Raw genomic sequence first — 21127 nt, 5'->3', positions numbered from 1 at the left:
GCCACCACTTTCTGCCTTTATGAATATTCTTGAAGCTGTGTTCATCATTCTGCTGCTGATTGCCATCAGCGGTTTTGTTTCATGCTCCGAGCTGGCGCTGGCCTCGTCACGCAAAATCAAATTGCAAGTGATGGCCAAAGAGGGCGATGTGCGCGCGCTGGATGTGCTCAAAATGCAAGAGCAGCCGGGCAGCTTCATTACTGTGGTGCAAATCGGCCTCAATGCGGTGGCAATTCTCGGCGGTATTGTCGGTGAAGCGGCAATACGCCCTTTTCTCAACGGCATCATCCGCAGCCATATTGATGCCGGTTGGGTAGAAACAGCGGCTTCGCTGCTGTCGTTTATGCTGGTAACCGGCGTGTTTATTTTATTTGCCGATCTGATGCCAAAGCGCTTTGCCATGACTCATCCTGAACGCATCGCCGTGCGCGTGGTGCGGCCGGTAATGTTACTGATTTTTGTGCTGAAACCTTTTGTGTTGTTTTTCGACGGCATTGCCAATGCGATTTTCAAAGCCTTAAAAATTTCTACCGTGCGCACCGACCAGCTCACATCAGAAGATATCTACGCCGTGGTAGATGCCGGCGCACAAGCGGGCGTGTTGAAGCAGCAAGAGCATTATCTGATTGAAAATATTTTCGATATGCAGGAACGCACCGTCACCTCAACCATGAATGCGCGTGAAAACATCGCTTATTTCGATAAAAACGACAACATCGAAACCGTGCTTTCCATCATGGCCGAAAAACCGCACGCCAAATTTCTGGTGTGCAACGGCGAGTTGGAAAAAGTGATCGGCTACATCGAATCGCATACGCTGCTGACGCTTTATCTGAAAGAGCAAAACATCCGCCTCACCGACCGGCGCGTATTGCGCAAAGCCTTGTTTATTCCCGACACGCTGTCGCTGTATGAAGTATTGGAAACGTTTAAAAACGCCGGCGACGACTTTGCCGTTATCGTCAACGAATATGCGCTGGTGGTCGGCGTGGTCACGCTGAAAGACGTGATGAGCATCGTGATGGGCGAACTGGTGGCCACCGAAGAAGAACCGCAGATTATCCAACGCAGCGAAACTTCATGGCTGATCGAAGGCGCCGCCCCGCTGGAGGATGTGATGCGGGCCTTAGACATTGTGGATTTTCCCCACTCGGAAAACTACGAAACCATCGGCGGCTTTATGATGTATATGCTGCGCAAAATTCCGAAGAAAACCGATTTTGTGTTATACGATAAATACAAATTTGAAATCATCGATACCGACAACCTTAAAGTAGATCAATTATTGGTGTCGCTCAATCCGCTTGCCGGCACAACAGAAGCGGCCTGAAAATCCCGCAGCTGATTAGCAGGCCGTCTGAAAACGGGTTTTCGATAAAGGCTGTTAGGGTGTCCTGATGTGTTATATATCATCATCTTTTTTGCGCTAAAAGCACCCGTAAATCGAATTGTCATAACACCCTAGCATCATTCAATCTTTTCAGACGGCCTTATAATACCCATTCACAAAACCAAAAACCCGCCGATGCAGCAACATGGCGGGCTTTTTGATGTGGGCATCTCAACGTTATCTTAATTTCATTTCAACGCCCGCACGCCCACGGCATCGCGCACAGCGTCTAACAGCAAACGCGCTTCTTGGCGTGCTTTTTGCGCTCCGGCCTGCAAAATGGCTTCGATTTGTGCCGGATTGGCGGTCAGCTCGTTAAAGCGCTCGCGCGGTTCGGCCAGCTCGGCATTGATTTTCGCGCCCAACATTTTTTTTGCCTCGCCCCAAGCCAGCCCTTCTGCCAAAGCTTGAGCGAATGCAGCGGTTTCCTGCGGTGTGGAAAATGCCTTATAGATTTCAAACAACGGGCTTTCATCGGTGCCTTTGGGCTCCCCCGGCTCTTTGAGGTTGGTGACGATTTTGTTGACTGACTTTTGCAGTTTTTTCTCCCCCTCAAACAACGGGATGGTGTTGCCGTAGCTTTTCGACATCTTGCGCCCGTCCAAGCCCACCAAAAGCTCCACATTTTCATCGATTTTCACTTCCGGCAAAGTGAACAGCTCTTGAAAACGGTGGTTGAAGCGGCCGGCGATATCGCGCGCCATTTCCACGTGCTGAATTTGATCGCGCCCCACCGGCACTTCGTTGGCCTGAAACATCAGAATATCGGCGGTCATCAGAATCGGATAGCTGTATAAGCCCATTTCCACACCGTGATCTTGGTCTTCCTGGCCTTTATCGAGATTGTCCTGCACCGCTGCTTTATAGGCATGGGCGCGGTTCATCAAGCCCTTGGCGGTGATGCAGGTTAGAATCCAGTTCAGCTCCATGATTTCAGGAATATCCGATTGGCGGTAAAACGTGGTGCGTTCGGGGTCGAGGCCGCAAGCCAGCCAAGTGGCGGCCACCGCTTGGGTAGACTCGTGAATCATGGCCGGGTCGTGGCATTTGATAATGCCGTGGTAATCGGCCAAAAATAAAAACGATTCGGTAGCGGGCGCTTTGGAAGCCGCAATAGCCGGGCGGATGGCACCGACATAATTGCCTAAATGCGGAATGCCGGTGGTGGTCACGCCGGTTAAAACACGTTTTTTGCTCATGATTCTGCTTTCTTGTTCAAATGGCCGGGCAGCCCGGAAAATTTTGTAATTATACATCAAAGCCACCGCTTCATCCCGGCTTTCAGACGGCCTGAAAACGGCTTTTTGCCATTATCCGCACATCGTTCATTAAATTTTATCCACAAGCACATTAAAAATAATTCAAATAATATTCATATAGATAAGGTAAATATAAACATTTTCACGGCAAATTCAAGCTTTTTCTTCTTGACTTACCCACAGGCAGCCCAATATAGCCGCTATCCAATCATAAACCGCAAAGGAATCATCATGAGATTCGACAAATTAACCGCCAAATTCCAGCAAGCCCTGCAAACCGGCCAAAGCCTGGCATTGGCGCAAGACAGTGGCTATCTCGAAGCCGCCCATGTATTGAAAGCCCTGCTCGACGACCAAAACAGCGGCATGTCTGCCCTTTTGGTGAAAGCAGGCGGCAATGTGGCGCAAATCAAACGCGAGCTGCAACAATTGCTCGACAGCCTGCCTAAAGTTTCCGGCCAAGGCGGCGAAATACTGCCCGGCCGTGAGCTGCAAAATGCGCTCAACCTGATGGACAAAGCCGCCACCAAACGCGGCGATGCCTATATCGCCAGCGAATTGTTTCTGCTCGGTCTGATTCAGGAAAACGGCCCCACCGGCAAAATTCTCAAAAGCGCCGGTATCACTGAAAAACAATTGAATCTTGCCATCGACGAAGTGCGCGGCGGCGAAACCGTCAACGACCCCAACGCCGAAGACCAGCGTGAAGCCCTGAGCAAATACACCACCGATTTAACCGAGCGCGCCCGTGAAGGCAAGCTCGACCCGGTTATCGGCCGCGACGACGAAATCCGTCGTGCCATTCAGGTATTGCAACGCCGCACCAAAAACAACCCCGTGCTCATCGGCGAGCCGGGCGTGGGCAAAACCGCGATTGTAGAAGGCCTGGCACAACGCATTGTAGACGGCGAAGTGCCCGAAAGCCTGCGCAACAAACGCCTGCTGGTGCTCGACTTGGCCGCACTGATTGCCGGTGCCAAATACCGCGGCGAGTTTGAAGAGCGCCTCAAAGCCGTGCTCAACGATTTGGCTAAAGACGACGGCCAAACACTGATTTTCATTGATGAAATCCACACCTTGGTCGGCGCAGGCAAAACCGATGGCGCGATGGATGCCGGCAATATGCTCAAACCGGCATTGGCACGCGGCGAGCTGCATTGTATCGGCGCCACCACTTTAGACGAATACCGCCAATACATCGAAAAAGATGCCGCGCTGGAGCGCCGTTTCCAAAAAGTATTGGTCGACGAACCGAGCGTAGAAGACACCATCGCCATTTTGCGCGGCTTGCAGGAGCGTTATGAAATCCACCACGGCATCGACATCACCGACCCTGCGATTGTGGCCGCGGCAGAGCTGAGCGACCGCTACATCACCGACCGCTTTCTGCCCGACAAAGCCATTGATTTGATTGACGAAGCAGCCAGCCGCATCAAAATGGAGCTCGACAGCAAACCCGAGCAGATGGACAAACTCGACCGCCGCATCATCCAACTGCGCATGGAAAAAATGCACGTTGCCAAAGAAAGCGATGATGCCAGCAAAAAACGCTTGGAGCTGATTGACGAAGAAATCGGCGAGCTGCAAAAAGAATATGCCGATTTAGACGAAATCTGGAAAGCCGAAAAAGCCTCGTCTTCCAGCACCGCCGACATCAAAAAACAGATGGACGACATCAAGGTCAAAATCGAGCAGGCCAAACGCCAGGGCGATTTCGGCCGCGCATCCGAATTAGAATACGGCGAGCTGCCCAAGCTCGGCCAACAGCTTGAAGCCGCAGAAAAAAGCGCCGACAAAAAACAAGCCAACAAGCTCTTCCGCACCGAAGTAGGGGCAGACGAAGTGGCCGAAATCGTCTCACGCATGACCGGCATTCCGGTGAGCAAAATGATGGAAGGCGAACGCGAAAAACTATTGAAAATGGAAGACGTGCTGCACAGCCGCGTCATCGGCCAAGATGAAGCCGTACGCGCCGTATCCGATGCCATCCGCCGCTCGCGCTCCGGCCTTGCCGACCCCAACAAACCCTACGGCAGCTTCCTGTTTTTAGGCCCCACCGGCGTGGGCAAAACCGAATTGTGCAAAACGCTGGCCAGCTTTTTGTTTGACAGCGAAGACCATCTTATCCGCATCGATATGTCGGAATACATGGAAAAACACGCCGTCGCCCGCTTAATCGGTGCGCCGCCGGGCTATGTCGGCTACGAAGAAGGCGGCTACCTCACCGAGCAGGTGCGCCGCAAACCCTACAGCGTGATTTTGCTTGATGAAGTAGAAAAAGCCCACCCCGATGTGTTCAACATTCTGCTGCAAGTGCTGGATGACGGCCGCCTCACCGACGGCCAAGGCCGCACGGTAGACTTCAAAAACACCGTGATCGTGATGACCTCCAACATCGGCAGCCAACACATCCAGCAAATGGGCGTGAGCGATTACGAAGCGGTAAAAGAAGTGGTGATGGAAGACGTGAAAGCACATTTCCGCCCCGAAATGATCAACCGCATCGATGAAGTGGTAGTATTCCACGGCCTCGACCAAGAGAACATCCGCAGCATCGCCAAAATCCAGCTGCACAGCCTGGAAAAACGCCTCGCCGCCATGAACCTGCATCTGCACGTCGACGATGCCGCGCTGGATGTGATTGCCGAAGCAGGTTTCGACCCCGTTTACGGCGCCCGTCCGCTCAAACGCGCGATTCAGGCCGAAATCGAAAACCCGCTCGCCAAAGCACTGCTCGAAGGCCGCTACGCACCGGAATCCACCATCAGCGTGCAGGCCGACAACGGCAAACTGGTGTTTAACCGCTTGATTTAACCAAACACCACATCCGCGCAACCCGCAACGCAAGGCCGTCTGAATAACGTTTTCAGACGGCCTTTCCCTGTGTATAAAACATCAATGTCTATTATAATGAAACCATTTATTGTTCAGACGGCCTCAATATGCAAATCTATCTGGTTGGCGGCGCAGTGCGCGATGCCTTATTAAACCTGCCCGTCAGCGACCGCGATTGGGTAGTGGTCGGCGCCGATGCCGATGCCATGCTCAAAGCCGGCTACCGGCCGGTGGGTAAAGACTTTCCCGTGTTCCTGCACCCCGACAGCCACGAAGAATACGCCCTGGCGCGCACCGAACGCAAAACGGCCAAAGGCTATGCCGGTTTCGCCTTTTATGCCGACAAAAACGTTACGCTCGAGCAAGACCTCGCCCGCCGCGATTTAACCATCAACGCCATGGCACAGGCTTCAGACGGCCGTATCATCGACCCGTTTAACGGCCGTAACGACTTGGCCGACGGCCTGCTGCGCCACGTATCCCCCGCCTTCGCCGAAGACCCGGTACGGATTTTGCGCACCGCCCGCTTTGCCGCCCGCTACGGTTTTCAGGTGGCCTCTGAAACCATGGTGCTGATGCAGCAGATGGTAGCCGAAGGCGAAGCCGATGCGCTGGTGGCCGAACGTGTGTGGCAGGAATTGGCCAAAGGCCTGATGGAACCGCAACCGCGTATCATGATCGAAATCCTGCGCGAATGCGGCGCATTGAAAATATTGCTGCCCGAAGTAGATGCGCTTTTCGGCGTACCGCAACGCGCCGACTACCACCCCGAAATCGACACCGGCATACACACACTGATGGTATTGCAACGTGCCGCCGATATGAACCTGAGCCTGCCCGAACGCTATGCCGCGCTGCTGCACGATCTCGGCAAAGCACACACTCCCGCCGATATTCTGCCGCGCCACCACGGCCACGACCTCGCCGGCGTCGAACCCGTGCGCACCGTCAACGCCCGCTGGCGGGTACCCAAAGCCTGCGCCGAGCTGGCCGAATTAGTGTGCCGCTGGCATATCATGTTTCACAGCGTTGCCGAACTGCGGCCGCAAACCATTTTGAATACATTGAAAAAAACCGATGCCTTCCGCCGCCCCGAACGCTTTCAGACGGCCTTGAATGTGTGCGTGGCCGACACGCAAGGCCGCCTGAACCGTGAACACACCCCCTACCCGCAACGTGAACACTGGCTGGATTTACGCCACACCGCCAACCATATCGACACCGCCGCCATCGCCGCCGCCCACCAGCACCAGCCCGAAAAAATCGCCGCCGCCATCGATAAAGCGCGGCTGGAAAAAATCAGCCCGCTGCAACAGGCCTACAAACTCGAACATGCAGCCGCCAGGCATTAAACGGCTTATTCAGACGGCCTTTCTTTATAGATTCGGCAATTTTAATTCTAAAAATCTTTTGTTAATTTCTTTTTAAAACAATTAGATTGATTTAAAAAATTTAGTTATTTAATTGCCGTTTCTATAGGATATCGTGACCATTCGTTTATGAGTTTTTTGTTCCGGGAAATACAGATGCCGGGCAAAAACGCAGCAAGATTGGATACCTTACGAGTATTTTTAACACAACAGATGTGTTTTCAAGGGCTAACGACTCCCATAAATCAAATGCTCAAGACACCCTAAAGGCCGTCTGAAACGGGTATAATCCCATTATTCCAAACAAAGCGCTTCCTCATGATTTACGATGCTCTGATTATCGGCGGCGGCTTGGTCGGTGCCGCCATGGCTGTTGCTCTGAAACAGCAGCAGCGCCGGGTTGCCCTGCTTGAAATCCGTCCGCCCGCCGCTGATACCGCCAAGCTCGAACAGGGCTGGGATGCGCGTATTTATGCCATCAGCCCTGCCAACCGGGCTTTTTTGCAATCACTTCAGGCATGGCCGTCTGAAAGCCGTATACAAGCGGTTTGCCGGATGGATGTGCGCGGGGATAACGGCGGCCGCATCGAATTCGACGCTGAGGCCATTCATGCCGAAAGGCTGACCAGCATTGCCGAAAACCGCTGGCTGCTGGCCGCCTTGTGGCAACAAATTCGGGCACTCGATATTCCCGTTTTCACCGAAGCGGCCGCCGCCATCGCCACCGAAATTGACAGCGCCACACTCACACTCGACAACGGCGAAACGCTGAAAACCAAGCTGATTGTCGGTGCCGACGGCGCCGGCTCGTGGGTACGCGGCCAGGCAGATATCCGCGTTAAAGAAGATGCTTACGGCCATCACGGCGTGGTCGCCAATTTCCACACTGAAAAAAGCCACGGCGGCACGGCTTACCAATGGTTTAAAAACGGCGAAGTTTTGGCCTATCTGCCGCTGCCCGGCAATAAAATTTCCATGGTTTGGAGCACGGCCGAGCCGGAAAAACTCACCCTGCTGCCGCCCGAAGCGCTCGCCCATGCCGTTACCGAACAAGGCGGAGGCATTTTGGGCAAACTCTCGCCGCTTTCGCCCGCTTTTGCCTTTAATCTGATCTTGCGCCGCCCCGAAACCACAGTTGCACAACGCATCATGCTCATCGGCGATGCCGCCCATACCATTCATCCGCTGGCCGGACAAGGTGTGAATTTGGGCTTCGGCGATGTGATTGAATTTGCCGCACTCAGCCGTGGCACGCCCGATCTCGGCGCCCATCAGCTGCTGAAGCGCTATATGCAAAACCGTCTCGAGCCGGTGCGCACCATGCAGCTTGCCTGCGACGGGCTGTTCCGCCTTTTCGGCAACCAAAGCCTACCCGCCCTGCCGTGGCTGCGCAACAACGGCCTCAATCTGGTTAACGCCGCCGCCCCACTGAAACACCAAATGATCAAACATGCCATGGGCCTGTAACACGGCCGCTGCCAACCTCAGGCCGTCTGAAACCATGTTCAAAGCATAGTGAAATGAATAAAAAAAGTGCTACGGCGTGGCTGCGTCTTTATCACTTCTTTCCTCATTCCGCTATAGGCAGACAAGCCGTTAAGGTAAACCGCCGCAACCGGCCATAATGAAAGCACTTGGAAATCTTTCAGACGGCCTTATATAAACCACGACAAAACACGCTTGCCATACACATCCAACCGCCATCAATAAGGATTGCCCCATGCCTACCCGTCTGCCTTTTTTCAGCATTGTCCGCGTCAGCGGCGCTGATGCTGCTGCCTTTTTACACAGCCAACTCTCCAACGATATCGAGCATTTGCAGCCCGGCGAAGCCTGCTATGCCACCTACAACACTCCCAAAGGCCGCGTGATTGCCAATATGCTGGTGCTCAACCGCGGTGATGATTTGCTGCTGGCGCTGGCTGCCGACTTAGCCGAGCCGGTCATCAAACGCCTGCGTATGTTTGTTTTACGCGCCAAAGCCGTATTCGAACCTCTGCCCGAATTTGCCGCCGCCGGCGCCCTGCCCGCAGATGCCGTTGCCGCCGGCGCCGATACCCCGGCTCTTTCATTTGCGGCCACACAGCAAAGCAATATCTGGACCGCCGCCCTGCCGCACGGCGGCCGCTTCAGCATCGGCCCTGCCGCAGCGCTCCCCGATTATGACGCCGCTGCCGAAAATGCCTGGAACACACACGAAATCAGAAGCGGCTACCCGTGGATTTCCGCCGCCACCAGCGAAAATGCCGTGGCACAAATGTTAAATCAACACACCATCGGCGGCGTACATTTCAAAAAAGGCTGCTACCCCGGCCAAGAAATTATCGCCCGTGCCCAATACCGCGGCCAAGTCAAACGCGGTTTGGCCGTATTAAGCGGTGCCTCCCTCGAAGCAGCGGGCATTGCCGTGCAGGCAAACGGTGAAGAAGCCGGCATCATCATCAACAGCGCCCACAGCCCCGAGGGCAGCATCAATCTGGCCGTGATCAAATTCTCCGCCGCCACAGCCGTGCTTACCGATGCCGACGGCAGTGCCCTGCAACAAGAAACGCTGTTTTTCACCACAGAAGCAGCAAATTAACCATCAACAAAACGGCCTGCCATCGAGCTCAAACCCTAATTTTCTCATCAGGCCGTCTGAAAAATATGCTTAAATAAAGCGGTGCAAACGATGCTTTGCACCGCTTTTATCTTACGGGTGCTTTTTATCTGAAAACACATCTGCTGCGTAGGACAAGCCCGCTTCGTCTCAAATGGCTATAACCATATAAAAACATCAGGAGAAAATATGAAAAACTGGGTATTCGCCAAACCCGCACGTCTGCGCCGGTTGTTAAATCTGTGGCCGCCGTTTTTATTTACCGGCATCCGCATCACTGAGCTTTCCGATGATTTCCGCCACTGCCGCGTTGTGCTGAAAAACTGGCCGGGCACACGCAACGCCAACGGCACCCAATTCGGCGGCAGCCTGTTTGCGATGACCGATCCGATTTACTCGCTGATGCTGATGGGGCTGCTGGGCGACAAATATTTTATTTGGGACAAATCCGCCCACATCGACTTTATCCGCCCCGGCCGCGGCAAAGTGTTTTTCAACTGCACCATCAGCGATGATTTTTTGCGCGCCGTTCGTGAAAATACCGCCGGCGGCGGCAAATATTTCCCTGAGCTGCACACCCTGCTGACCGACAGCAAAGGCGAAACCGTTGCCGAAGTCAACCGCACGCTTTATATCCGCTTGAAACCGGCTTTCAGGCCGCCTGAAAACGATAGCTGTTTAAGTTAAACCATCTGCGCTGACCCGCCTGCACTCAAAGCCCTTGAAGGTGCTTTCAGACGGCATCTTTAAGCAACGGAGCGCCGGTTTCAACACGATTTGAATAATACCAATTCACAAAAGTAAGCTAACAAGGTGGCGAGCCGAAGCAGTACAGCCGGTATGGCAAGGCGAGCCAACACCGTTAGGTTATTTTTGTGATTTGGTATAAATGAGTATTAAAGATGAAAATACCTTGCCAAATCCAACAACCAAAAAAAGAGGCTTGAAAGCCTCTTTTTTCTTCAGACGGCCTGATTCATCAAGGCTCGTAAATCTCACGCCTCATCAGGCTGACGTCTTTCGTTTCATGCACGCTCCACAGTGCCAGCAACGACAACACGCCGTTAACCGCCAGATACACGCCCACGCCCATCAGGCCGAAATTTTCATTGAGCTTGATGGCCACAATCGTGGCCACAGATGCGCCGACAATGGCAGCCAGATTATAAGCCAGCGATGCACCCGAATAACGCACCTCGGTGGGGAACAGCTCCGGCAGCAGCGCCGCCATCGGCCCGAACGTGCAGCCCATCAGCATCAAACCCACCACAATAAACGTTAACACGCTCATCGGTGTGCCGTTATCCAAAAACAACGGCATCGCCAAACCAAAGGCGATAATACCCACGGTAACTGCCATCAACCAGGCACGGCGGCCGATTTTATCGGCAAACAAGCCCGAAATGCTGGTAAAAATGCCGAATACCACCGCGCCTATCATCAAAAAGCCGGTAAAGGTATTGGCCGGAATCCCCAGGCCGGTCGGGTGGCCGGCGGCAGAGAGCGCCACCGGGCTTTTTGAAAACACCTGCACAAAAGCCGTCATCACATAAAACAACACATAAGTGGCGGTCATGATAAATGTGCCCTGAATAATCGGACCGGCATGCTTCACCAACACTTCTTTCACCGGCGCATCCACTTTCAGACCTTTGTCTTCCACCTCTTGAAACACGTGGCTTTCATGCAGGGTCAGCCGCATATACAGCCCCACCAGCACCAACACCGCCGAAGCCAGAAAAGGAATCCGCCACGCCCATTCCACCAAAGCCTCAGCACCAAATGCAGCGCTCACGCCGAAAAAGGCGCCGTTTGCCAACAGCAGGCCGATGGGCGCGCCCAATTGCGGAAAAGTGCCGAACCAGGCGCGTTTGCCGTCGGGCGCATTTTCAGTGGCCACCAGCGCCGCGCCGCCCCACTCGCCGCCCAAGCCCAAGCCTTGGCCGATGCGGCACACGCACAGCAATAACGGCGCCCACAAGCCGATGCTTTGATAAGTGGGCAGCAAGCCGATGCCCACCGTAGAAACCCCCATGGTCAGCAGCGAAGCCACCAATGTTTTTTTACGGCCGATTTTATCGCCGAAATGGCCGAACAATGCCGAGCCGAGCGGGCGGGCAAAAAAAGCCAGCGCCAAAGTGGAAAGTGATAATAAAATGGCCGCATTCGGGTTGCTTTTATCAAAAAACTGGCTGTTAAACACCAGCACCGCCGCCGCGGCATAGATATAATAATCGTAAAATTCGATGGCGGTGCCCACCATAGAAGCCACCGCAACTTTATAGGGATTGTTGCGCAGCTGTACAGCAGTTGTTGTTGCAGTATTCATATACTATTTCCTGAAAGTTTTTATCTAACCTGTGTTCAGACGGCCTTATTTACCGCAAACCTGCCTTATGGGCAGGGCATTCAAGAGTATAAAGCGGGTCACTGCAACTCTGCTGTCGGGTAAGCTGAAAAGGAGCCGGCGGAAAGCCAAACGGCATCAAACTATAGCCAATTTACAAAAAATAGTCTATTGTAAATTCAAGTAACCGCCGCATCATTGAAACAAAATTGAAACAAACAGGCCGTCTGAAAAGCCCTCATCGCAGATAAGCCTGAGCTTTTATATTTAAAATGTTAAAGCGTAAAGAGAGATTTTCATGCAAACCGTTATCCAGTCTGCCATTCAAGATTTACACTTCAAAAAACAACAAGCCATCGAACACTACCGTGCCAAACGCCTGCCGATGGTGTTTTTCGAAAGCTACGGCAAAGCGCTTGAAACGGCATTGGGCGCACTTTGGCAGGAAATTTTCGCCGGCAGCGCTTTATGCCTGCTGGCCACCGGCGGTTTCGGGCGCGGTGAAATGTATCCCGGTTCCGATTTGGATTTGGCCGTTGTCGCCGCGCATCCGCTATCCGAAGCGGAGCAAGAAAAAGTGGCTTCGTTTGTGCAAACCTTATGGGATATGCAGCTCGCCCCCGCCATCAAAGCCGGCAGCATCGACGAATTATGCCAAAGTGCGCAAGACGACATCACCAGCGATACCGCCTTTCTTGAAGCGCGCTTTATCTGCGGCAGCCACATCATCGCCGAGCGCACCCTGCAACGCATGAGCCTGCAACGCGACACCGCCGCTTTTATCGAAGCCAAGCTGGTGGAAATGCAGCAGCGCCACGCCAAAGCACAAGGCTCGGGCGCGGTGCTCGAACCCAACGTCAAAACCTGCCCGGGCGGCCTGCGCGATATCCACACCATGCTGTGGCTCGCCAAAGCGCAAGGGCTTGATGCCGAAGTGCATACCCTCATCAGCCAGGGCATCATCACCCGCGCCGAAGCCGGCATGCTGATGAACAGCCACAAACAGCTGGCCAAAATCCGCATCGACCTGCACCTCACCGCCGGGCGTGAAGAAGACCGCCTGATTTTCGATTTGCAAACCCAAGTGGCCGAAAGCATGGATTTGCGCGACGATGCCCAATACATCAAAAGCGAAAAGCTGATGCGCACACTCTACCGCGCCACCAAAACCGTCAAACAGCTCAACGGCATTCTGCTGCCGATGCTGCGCGGCCGCGTTTATTCGCGCCTGCCCCGCATCGTGCACAATATTGATGAAGATTACTATCAGGTCGGCAACCAGATTGCCGCAAAAGATAAAAAACTGTTTGCCCAAAAGCCCACCCATATTTTCAAAATCATTCAAATTCTGCAAAGCCGCAACGACATCACCACCATTGCCCCGCAAACCCTGCGCGGCTGGTGGGCCGCTTCGCAAAAAATCAACCGCCGGTTTTATGAAAACCCGGTCAACCGCGAACGCTTTATCGGCTTTTTCAAACAAGGCAGCGGCCTCACCCATGTGGCGCGCTTTCTCAACCTCTACGGCGTGCTCGGCCGCTACCTGCCGGCCTGGGGCAAAATCGTCGGCCTGCTGCAACACGATTTATTTCACATTTATCCGGTAGACGACCACATTCTGATGGTTTTACGCAACATGCGCCGCTTGGCCATGGATGCCCACAGCCACGAGCTGCCGTTTGCCTCGGCGCTGATGCACGGCTTCGACAAACAATACATACTCTACCTGGCCGCCCTGTTTCACGATATTGCCAAAGGCCGCGGCGGCGACCATGCCCAGCAAGGCATTGCCGATGCCCGCGCGTTTGCCGCCGACCATTTTTTAAGCGAAGAGGAAAGCAGCCTGCTTACCTGGCTGGTGGAAGATCATTTATTGATGTCGTCGACCGCTCAAAAAGAAGACATTCAAGACCCCGACGTCATCGCCCGCTTTTGCGCACACGTGAAAACGCAAGAGCGCCTGACCGCGCTTTATCTGCTTACCGTAGCCGACATCCGCGGCACCAACCCCAAATTGTGGAACGACTGGAAAGCCAGCCTGCTCGAAAACCTGTTTCACTCAGCCCGCCGCCATCTGGCCGGCGAAACCAGCAGCCGCACCGTTATCGTCAGCCGCCGCCAGCAACGCGCCGTTGATCTGCTCACCCAAACCAACACACCCGAAAAACAGCAGCAACAATTATGGCAGGCGCTCGGCCCCGCCTATTTCGTGCGCCACGAATTGCAGGAAATCCTCTGGCACACCGCCAACCTGGTGCACAATACCGATACCCCGCAAACCCGCACCCGATTCCTGCCCGCCAGCGACACCCTGCAAGTGATGGTGTTTATGCCCAATGCACCCAAGCTGTTTGCCCGCCTGAGCCGCATTTTCAGCCACCACGGCCTCAACATTTTGGCGGCGCGCGCCTTTGTTACCGCGCACAACTATATTCTCGACACCTTTATCGTGCAGATTCCACCGCAACACGAACACCCTGATTATCCCAACCTGCAAAGCGCTCTCGAAGCCGAGTTGAACAACTTCATCCACGGCTGCCGCAGCGAAGAAGACGATACCACCTGCGGCATACGCAGCCGCCGCAGCCGCCATTTGCCGATCGCGCCCGGCATACGGCTGATGCCCGAAGAAGACTACCCCGGCTGGTATACGCTTGAATTGGTAGCGGTCAACCGCCCCTATCTGCTGGCCAACATCGCCGAAGTGCTTTCCGAACAGGAAATCAGCCTGCGTTATGCCAAAGTGAGCACGCTCGATGAGCGCGTAGAAGACAGCTTCGTGCTCTACAGCCCGCATTTGGACAACCCCAAAAACCAGCTCGAATTAAAACAGGCGCTGTTTGAGCAGTTGAGCAATTAAGTTTGGCAACCTCAATATCCGCTTACAAAAGGCCGTCTGAACATTTTTTCAGACGGCCTTGAGCATTCCGATAATCTATATATCATTATATTTTTAGTGCAATAAGTGCATTCTCAAGGGGTAACCAAGCACCTGAAAATCGAATGGTCAGAACACCCTAAGGCTTTTCGTTTGCCAAACCCTTGACCTTACCCCCGCGTTAAGGTTTATAGTGACATCCGTATCTGACACAAAGGAAAATCTTATGGCAACCATCACACTCAATATCGGCGGCATGACTTGCGGCGGCTGTGTCAACAGCGTTACCCGCGTATTGGAAGCGCTTGACGGCGTAGGCCAAGCCAATGTCGATCTGGCGGCGGCTCAGGCTGAAATCGAATACGACCCGGCCAAAGTTTCAACTGAAACGCTGATTGAAGCCGTGGAAGATGCCGGTTTTGATGCCGCCGTGTAACACGGTTTAAAGCAAACATCACTTTTGCAGACAGCTCGGTATAACACGTGTGTTTTACCCGCCCTGCTTTCAGACGGCCTAAAGAGGTGTGGAGGCCGTCTGAAACCCTATTCACAAAAACAACCTAACCGCGTTGGCCCGTCTTGCCCGCTTACTTTTGCAAATGGGCATGAAACCAACCGGCAGCATATCAATCACCTGAACCCTATGATATTTTCAGAATGATATTTTCAGACGGCCTCCATACCTCTTTAGGCCGTCTGAAACCCGATAAGGAGCCCGTCATGCAACAAAAAGCCCGCTTCAGCATCGACGGCATGACCTGCCAGGCCTGTGCCAACCGCATTGAAAAAGTGCTGAACAAAAAAGATTTCATCAGCGAAGCCGGCGTAAACTTCGCCAGCGAAGAAGCGCAAATTTCGTTTGACGGCAACCGCACCACAGCCGAGGAAATCGCCGGCATTATCGAAAAAACAGGCTATCACGCCACCCTGCAAACCGACGATGCGCCTGCTGAAATCAAAGAAACCCATATCGGCTGGCGCTTATGGCTGCTGTTTGCCATCAATATTCCCTTTATCATCGGCATGGCCGGCATGATGAGCGGCCATCACCATTGGATGATGCCCGCCATGTGGCAGTTTGCGCTCGCCAGCATCGTGCAGCTGTGGCTGGCGGTGCCGTTTTACAAAAGCGCGTGGGCATCGATTAAAGGCGGCCTTGCCAATATGGACGTATTGGTAACCATCGGCACGGTAGCGATTTACCTCTATTCGGTATTTATGCTGTTTTCACACCGCGCCATGGGGCACGACGGCATGGCGCACGTGTATTTTGAAGCAGGCGTGATGGTGATCGGCTTCGTGAGCTTGGGCAAATTTCTGGAAGAGCGCGCCAAAAAACACAGCCTCAACAGCCTCGGCCTGCTGCTGAAACTCACGCCGAAAAATGTTAACGTGCAACGTGAAGGCCGCTGGCAGAGCCTGCCGCTTAACCAAGTGCAAATCGGCGATATCATCCGTGCCAACCACGGCGAACGCATTGCCGCCGACGGCATCGTGGCAAGCGGCAACGGCTGGGCAGATGAAAGCCATCTCACCGGCGAATCGCAGCCGGAAGCCAAAACCGCCGGCAGCAAAGTGTTGGCCGGCGCCATGATGACCGACGGCAGCATAGTCTACCGTGCCGAACAGCTCGGCAGCCAAACCCTGCTGGGCGACATGATGAGCGCGCTTTCTGAAGCACAAGGCAGCAAAGCGCCGATTGCCCGCGTGGCCGACAAAGTGGCCGCCGTATTTGTGCCCGTGGTGGTGGGCATTGCCGCGCTCACTTTCCTCATCACTTGGTATATAAGCGCCGATTGGGTAAACGCGCTGATGAATGCCGTGGCCGTGCTGGTGATTGCCTGCCCGTGCGCACTCGGCTTAGCCACGCCCGCCGCCATTATGGTGGGCATGGGCAAAGCGGTGAATCACGGTATTTGGTTTAAAGACGCCGCCGCCATGGAAGAAGCCGCGCATGTAGATGCGGTGGTGCTCGATAAAACCGGCACCCTCACGCAAGGCCGCCCGCAAGTAGCCGCGGTGTGGCTGCCGTCAGAGAGCGCGTATAGCGAAGCCGATTTATACCGCGCCGCTGCCGCCGTTGAGCAAAACGCCGCCCACCCGCTGGCCAACGCCATCGTCAAAGCCGCACTCGAACGCCTGCCCGATATTCCCGAATCCCGCAACGCCAAAACCGAAGCCGGCGCAGGCATTGCAGCCGAAGTATCCGGTTTCGGCCGTGTCAAAGTGGGCAAACCCGAATGGTGCGGCCTGACCCTGCCCGAAGATGCCGCCGAAATCTGGCAGATTGCCAGCATTGTCGCCGTATCGGTCAACGATGTTCCCGCCGGCGCTTTTGCCCTGGCCGATGAACTGAAAACCGACAGCGCCGAAGCCATAGGCCGTCTGAAAGCACACGGCATCGATGTTTATGTGATGAGCGGCGACCATCAAAGCGTGGTGGCCTACATCGCCGCGCAACTCGGCATCGCTCACGCACAAGGCAATATGAGCCCGCGCAACAAAGCCGCCGCCGTACAAAAACTGCGCAACAGCGGCAAAACCGTAGCCATGGTGGGCGACGGCATCAACGATGCGCCCGCGCTGGCCGCCGCCAATGTGAGCTTTGCCATGAAAGGCGGGGCCGATGTGGCCGAACACACCGCCTCGGCCACACTGATGCAGCATTCGGTCAATCAAATGGTTGATGCACTGCTGGTTTCACGCGCCACACTGAAAAACATCAAACAAAATCTATTTTTTGCTTTTATATACAATGTATTGGGCATTCCGCTGGCTGCATTCGGCTTTCTCAACCCGATTATTGCCGGCGCGGCCATGGCGCTCAGCTCAATTTCGGTACTCAGCAACGCCATGCGCCTGAAATGGGTGAAAATCGACTGACCATTTCATGCCGTCTGAAACCTTTCAGACGGCATCATTTTTTACATGCCGTTTCATTTCAAACACATAGCCGCCAATGCCCTGCGGTTTATTTACCCAATTTAAAGCCCTTTCCGCTCAAATTTATCCGCACGTTATTTATAATATTACCCAACCATGACAAAACAGGACAGCTTATGAAACCCAGCCAAACCCACTGGTTTGCCAAGCTGCTCACTTCCGCGATCGGCTTGGCCTTGGTTGTGATGCTGACTTTATTCACCGCATCATTTTTCCGCTATGCATTTGATTTTGATATTTTTAAAAACTATGCCGCACTGCTGATGGTGTCCATCACGCTTACCGTGCTCGCCGCCCCGCCGCTACTTTCGGCCTACCGAAAATGGACGCAACGCAAGCCGCAACACCGGCACAACAAATTTGCCGCACACCGCTAAAAACTGCAAACCGCCATCATTCAATCACCGGTAAAAAGGCCGTCTGAACAGTTGCACACACCAACCGTTCAGACGGCCTTTTCCCGTATATCGGCCCGATAATATGGCCTTTTTATATTATTTTTTACTATAACGCAGCTAAAGAAAGCCAACACAATCCGATTATTTTCATGCCGGATATATAGTCAAATATATAAACCGGTCATACAGCAAACAAAAAAGCTTTTGCCATTGGGCAAAAGCTTTTTTGTATTTCAACCAACAGCAGCGGGCAAACCATGTTGATAAAATACCCTGCGTCTGCTCAAACGTGCATTTAACCTGTTATTGCACGGCCTGCGCAGCGCTGGCCGCCTGAGGCGCTGTCGCTTCATTCAGCTTTTCCACCCGCACGGCAGAGCGTTGCTCCGCCTGCGCTTGGTTGGCCAATGCGGCATTGGGCACCACCACATCTTGCTTGGGCGCCGCAGCAGCATGACCGCCCACCGGCACGATGGCCGCATCAGTTTTCTGTACCGGCGCCTGCTGAGACGCAGCCACGGCAGCCGCAGTATGATCCGCCTGCGGCCACATCTGCCAAACCGCCACGGCCACGGCCAACACGCTGGCTACAGCGGCAAACCGCATAAAGGCGTGATTGGCGGCATTGGCCGTGCGGCCGCTTTGCTGCTGGCGGGCACCGCAGCGCTGTTTGTTTTCTGCGGCAGCCTGTTGCAGCGAAACGGAAAAGTCGGTTTCCGACATTTTGATGTCTTTACCCACAATCGGTTTGGCGTGTTGCAGATAATCGCGAATCAAATGGTATTCATACCATTTTTGCTGCGCATCGGCATCAGACAACAATTTGTCGAGCGCCTCTTCCGAGAGCCCGTCGTCGTCCATTGCGGCAGACACGTATTCGAAATCTTGTTTTTTATTGGCCATTTCCCTACCACCTTTGGTCTTCAGACGTATCCAATAACGGCCTTAAATCTTTGGCGATTACCTCGCGTGCTCTAAAAATGCGCGAGCGTACGGTACCGATCGGACAGTCCATAATCTGAGCAATTTCTTCGTAAGACAAGCCTTCCATTTCCCTGAGGGTAATGGCCTTCCGTAAATCATCGGGCAGCTTGGCTATGGCAGACTCCACCGTCTGCAAAATTTCCCGGTTCATCATTTCAGCTTCCGGCGTGTGATGGTCGGCCAGCTGATCGGCTAAATCGAGAATATCCCCTTCATCATTGGCAACATCGGCGCTGACAAACGGCCGCTTGCCGGAAGTCACCAGAAAGTTTTTTGCGGTGTTGATACCGATGCGGTAAAGCCAAGTATAAAATGCACTCTCGCCGCGAAAATTCGGCAAGGCGCGGTAGGCTTTAATCAGTGCTTCTTGGGCAACGTCGTTGACCTCGTGCTCATCTTTGATAAAACGAGAAAGCAGGCGGGTCAGGCGGCGCTGATATTTCGACACCAGCAGCTCAAACGCTTTGTGGTCACCTTTTTGCGCACGCTCTACCAATGCCTGATCGATTTGACGATCGTTCATGTCTAACCTTTAATTCCTTGATGACAAACGCTGTCGGCAAAGCGTGCTTTATATCGGGTATGACGCTTTACCTTCATTTTGGTTCCAAAATAAATCGGTTAAATGGTTCAAAAACCGGCAGAACCCCATTTCGGCAGCCATAATGAACATTTACCCACACATTAGCAATAGCCACACAGCGATTTTCACTATCCGTTACAATCGGCCAATATGGTCTGACAAACGGCGGCACTTTGCATTCTTGTAAAATTTTCCCTACACTTTTGCGACCAACGGCAAGATTTATCACATCTGCGGCAGCAACCGCCCGAATGCCGCCCGCAGAATTTAACACTTCTTCACGTAACCCAAACAGATTAGGCCGCAAGGTAAAACCGTTTTCTGTTAAGAGATTGTTCAGACGGCCGGTGCTTGTTTTACCCTCGGGCAGCCACGGGCAATCTGAAAGCCAATCATGCGGCTGTGCAAACAGGCGGTTGCGGTAAGCATAAACATGGCCGTGCGGTAAATGCCATTGGGCAGAGGCCGTCTGAAGATGCAGCAACGTTTGTGCGAAATCGGCCACAGAAGCGCTGCCGGGCATGCCTAAATGATGGTGTTTCGCCAGGCGCAGCAACTGCTGGCGGCGGCGGACATCGCTGAGCGCACGCCAGCGGCACACATCAAAGCTGCCGTTGTGATGAACCGCCTGCCAATCTTGCCCGCTGATTTCTTCCAACAAAGCCAACTCATCTTGCAGGGCGCCGATACTGTGCACGATATGCGCATCCAAATGCGGCAATCTGTCGCGCCACGGCGGCAGGCCTTCGTTGCGCAACCAATTTCTCAACAATGCATTATCGGCATTGCTCGAATCCTGCACAAAATCCCAACCATACGCCGCTGCATAAGCAGCCAATTCATCGCGGCGGAAAGCCAGCAAAGGCCGCCAAATACGGGTTTTACCGTTCAACGGCCGCCACTCGGGCATCGCCGCCAGCGCCCGCAGGCCGCCGCCGCGCAAAGCCGCCAGTAAAAACGTTTCCACTTGATCATCGCGGTGGTGCGCTAACGCCAACACGCCGCAACGGCTGGCCGCGAATGCCTGATAACGCGCTTTTCGGGCGGCTGCTTCCACGCCCAATCCCGCCGTGCCGACCTGCACTTTCTCCAGCCGCAGCGGCACTGCCAGCCGCTCACACAATGTCCGGCAAAATTGCGCCCACTCATCGGCAGCGGCATTCAAACCATGATGCACATGCACCGCCTGCAAACCAAAGCCGAAGCGCTCCCGCAAACCGGCCAGCACATGCAGCAACACCACCGAATCCAATCCGCCGCTCAAGCCGACCTCGATACCGCTGCCTGCGCCGATTTCAGACGGCCAGGCAGCCGCCAGCGCGGCCGGCAGATCAGGCGCGGTTTCGTGTGGTGCTGTCATTGGATTCATATCGGTTTATTCCGTCAAACAGACCGCCGCAACGGCTAGGGTGTCCTGATGTCGTTTATGAGGGGGTTTACTCTGAAAATGCAGATGCAAGGCTTTTTAACGCAGCATATGCGTTTCCAGGGGCAAAAAGCATCCGTAAATCGAATGGTCAGAACACCCTAAGCCATAAGCA

General features: G+C 53.9%; 15 protein-coding genes. 10 read left to right on the top strand and 5 right to left on the bottom strand.

Going from position 1 to position 21127, the window contains the following annotated elements; genetic code table 11:
- Positions 1-19 precede the first annotated feature (19 nt).
- Positions 20-1330, top strand: coding sequence for a polyamine export protein PaeA (gene paeA, locus LVJ83_RS07220; RefSeq protein ID WP_244783852.1), 1311 nt, complete (start codon positions 20-22; stop codon positions 1328-1330).
- Positions 1331-1578: 248 nt separating this feature from the next.
- Here the strand turns inward: paeA and trpS are convergent, their stop codons facing one another.
- The gene (trpS, locus tag LVJ83_RS07215; protein WP_244783851.1) at positions 1579-2589 is read right to left on the bottom strand and encodes a tryptophan--tRNA ligase; all 1011 of its coding nucleotides are present in this window, start codon (positions 2587-2589) and stop codon (positions 1579-1581) included.
- Between the two features lie 291 nt (positions 2590-2880).
- Here trpS and clpB point away from each other — a divergent pair, with 291 nt between their 5' ends.
- The 5 genes from clpB to LVJ83_RS07190 all read left to right on the top strand — a co-directional run bounded on the left by clpB (position 2881) and on the right by LVJ83_RS07190 (position 10140).
- Positions 2881-5463: an ATP-dependent chaperone ClpB gene (clpB, locus tag LVJ83_RS07210; RefSeq protein ID WP_244783850.1), complete on the top strand. Its 2583-nt coding sequence runs from the start codon at positions 2881-2883 to the stop codon at positions 5461-5463.
- A 128-nt stretch (positions 5464-5591) separates the two neighbouring features.
- A complete protein-coding gene (locus LVJ83_RS07205) occupies positions 5592-6836 on the top strand; it encodes a multifunctional CCA addition/repair protein (protein ID WP_244783849.1) in 1245 nt (414 codons plus the stop codon).
- Between the two features lie 336 nt (positions 6837-7172).
- Positions 7173-8321: an FAD-dependent monooxygenase gene (locus LVJ83_RS07200; RefSeq protein WP_244783848.1), complete on the top strand. Its 1149-nt coding sequence runs from the start codon at positions 7173-7175 to the stop codon at positions 8319-8321.
- 253 nt (positions 8322-8574) lie between these two features.
- A complete protein-coding gene (gene ygfZ / locus LVJ83_RS07195; RefSeq protein WP_244783847.1) occupies positions 8575-9435 on the top strand; it encodes a CAF17-like 4Fe-4S cluster assembly/insertion protein YgfZ in 861 nt (286 codons plus the stop codon).
- Positions 9436-9642: 207 nt separating this feature from the next.
- A complete protein-coding gene (locus LVJ83_RS07190; RefSeq protein ID WP_244783846.1) occupies positions 9643-10140 on the top strand; it encodes a DUF4442 domain-containing protein in 498 nt (165 codons plus the stop codon).
- Positions 10141-10432: 292 nt separating this feature from the next.
- Here the strand turns inward: LVJ83_RS07190 and LVJ83_RS07185 are convergent, their stop codons facing one another.
- Complete coding sequence (locus tag LVJ83_RS07185) at positions 10433-11782, bottom strand: MFS transporter (protein ID WP_244783845.1); 1350 nt, start codon at positions 11780-11782, stop codon at positions 10433-10435.
- Between the two features lie 316 nt (positions 11783-12098).
- Between LVJ83_RS07185 and glnD the strand changes: the two genes are divergently transcribed.
- The 4 genes from glnD (at position 12099) to LVJ83_RS07165 (ending at position 17998) form a co-directional block, all read left to right on the top strand.
- Positions 12099-14660, top strand: a complete 2562-nt coding sequence (glnD, locus tag LVJ83_RS07180) for a [protein-PII] uridylyltransferase (protein WP_244783844.1) — start codon at positions 12099-12101, stop codon at positions 14658-14660.
- A gap of 244 nt (positions 14661-14904) precedes the next feature.
- Positions 14905-15114, top strand: a complete 210-nt coding sequence (locus tag LVJ83_RS07175; protein WP_244783843.1) for a heavy-metal-associated domain-containing protein — start codon at positions 14905-14907, stop codon at positions 15112-15114.
- Between the two features lie 284 nt (positions 15115-15398).
- Positions 15399-17561 carry a heavy metal translocating P-type ATPase gene (locus LVJ83_RS07170; protein WP_244783842.1) on the top strand — a complete coding sequence of 721 codons (2163 nt, stop codon included), beginning with the start codon at positions 15399-15401 and terminating at the stop codon, positions 17559-17561.
- 176 nt (positions 17562-17737) lie between these two features.
- A complete protein-coding gene (locus LVJ83_RS07165; RefSeq protein WP_244783841.1) occupies positions 17738-17998 on the top strand; it encodes a hypothetical protein in 261 nt (86 codons plus the stop codon).
- A 324-nt stretch (positions 17999-18322) separates the two neighbouring features.
- Here the strand turns inward: LVJ83_RS07165 and LVJ83_RS07160 are convergent, their stop codons facing one another.
- From LVJ83_RS07160 to tilS, 3 genes are all read right to left on the bottom strand, one after another.
- A complete protein-coding gene (locus LVJ83_RS07160) occupies positions 18323-18922 on the bottom strand; it encodes an RseA family anti-sigma factor (protein ID WP_244783840.1) in 600 nt (199 codons plus the stop codon).
- A gap of 4 nt (positions 18923-18926) precedes the next feature.
- The gene (gene rpoE, locus LVJ83_RS07155) at positions 18927-19526 is read right to left on the bottom strand and encodes an RNA polymerase sigma factor RpoE (protein ID WP_244783839.1); all 600 of its coding nucleotides are present in this window, start codon (positions 19524-19526) and stop codon (positions 18927-18929) included.
- 73 nt (positions 19527-19599) lie between these two features.
- The gene (tilS, locus tag LVJ83_RS07150; RefSeq protein WP_244783838.1) at positions 19600-20955 is read right to left on the bottom strand and encodes a tRNA lysidine(34) synthetase TilS; all 1356 of its coding nucleotides are present in this window, start codon (positions 20953-20955) and stop codon (positions 19600-19602) included.
- Positions 20956-21127 lie beyond the last annotated feature (172 nt).

The sequence above is a fragment of the Uruburuella testudinis genome (assembly GCF_022870865.1).
In the GTDB taxonomy this organism is placed as follows: Bacteria; Pseudomonadota; Gammaproteobacteria; order Burkholderiales; family Neisseriaceae; genus Neisseria; species Neisseria testudinis.
Note: the sequence above shows the minus strand (reverse complement) of the source record. Positions and strands in the feature narration are given on the sequence as shown.

What these genes read in the sequence shown, in the direction of transcription:
- paeA (WP_244783852.1), top strand. Translation starts at nt 20, where the DNA reads ATGAATATTCTTGAAGCTGTGTTCATCATTCTGCTGCTGATTGCCATC.
- trpS (WP_244783851.1), bottom strand. Translation starts at nt 2,589, where the DNA reads ATGAGCAAAAAACGTGTTTTAACCGGCGTGACCACCACCGGCATTCCG.
- clpB (WP_244783850.1), top strand. Translation starts at nt 2,881, where the DNA reads ATGAGATTCGACAAATTAACCGCCAAATTCCAGCAAGCCCTGCAAACC.
- LVJ83_RS07205 (WP_244783849.1), top strand. Translation starts at nt 5,592, where the DNA reads ATGCAAATCTATCTGGTTGGCGGCGCAGTGCGCGATGCCTTATTAAAC.
- LVJ83_RS07200 (WP_244783848.1), top strand. Translation starts at nt 7,173, where the DNA reads ATGATTTACGATGCTCTGATTATCGGCGGCGGCTTGGTCGGTGCCGCC.
- ygfZ (WP_244783847.1), top strand. Translation starts at nt 8,575, where the DNA reads ATGCCTACCCGTCTGCCTTTTTTCAGCATTGTCCGCGTCAGCGGCGCT.
- LVJ83_RS07190 (WP_244783846.1), top strand. Translation starts at nt 9,643, where the DNA reads ATGAAAAACTGGGTATTCGCCAAACCCGCACGTCTGCGCCGGTTGTTA.
- LVJ83_RS07185 (WP_244783845.1), bottom strand. Translation starts at nt 11,782, where the DNA reads ATGAATACTGCAACAACAACTGCTGTACAGCTGCGCAACAATCCCTAT.
- glnD (WP_244783844.1), top strand. Translation starts at nt 12,099, where the DNA reads ATGCAAACCGTTATCCAGTCTGCCATTCAAGATTTACACTTCAAAAAA.
- LVJ83_RS07175 (WP_244783843.1), top strand. Translation starts at nt 14,905, where the DNA reads ATGGCAACCATCACACTCAATATCGGCGGCATGACTTGCGGCGGCTGT.
- LVJ83_RS07170 (WP_244783842.1), top strand. Translation starts at nt 15,399, where the DNA reads ATGCAACAAAAAGCCCGCTTCAGCATCGACGGCATGACCTGCCAGGCC.
- LVJ83_RS07165 (WP_244783841.1), top strand. Translation starts at nt 17,738, where the DNA reads ATGAAACCCAGCCAAACCCACTGGTTTGCCAAGCTGCTCACTTCCGCG.
- LVJ83_RS07160 (WP_244783840.1), bottom strand. Translation starts at nt 18,922, where the DNA reads ATGGCCAATAAAAAACAAGATTTCGAATACGTGTCTGCCGCAATGGAC.
- rpoE (WP_244783839.1), bottom strand. Translation starts at nt 19,526, where the DNA reads ATGAACGATCGTCAAATCGATCAGGCATTGGTAGAGCGTGCGCAAAAA.
- tilS (WP_244783838.1), bottom strand. Translation starts at nt 20,955, where the DNA reads ATGAATCCAATGACAGCACCACACGAAACCGCGCCTGATCTGCCGGCC.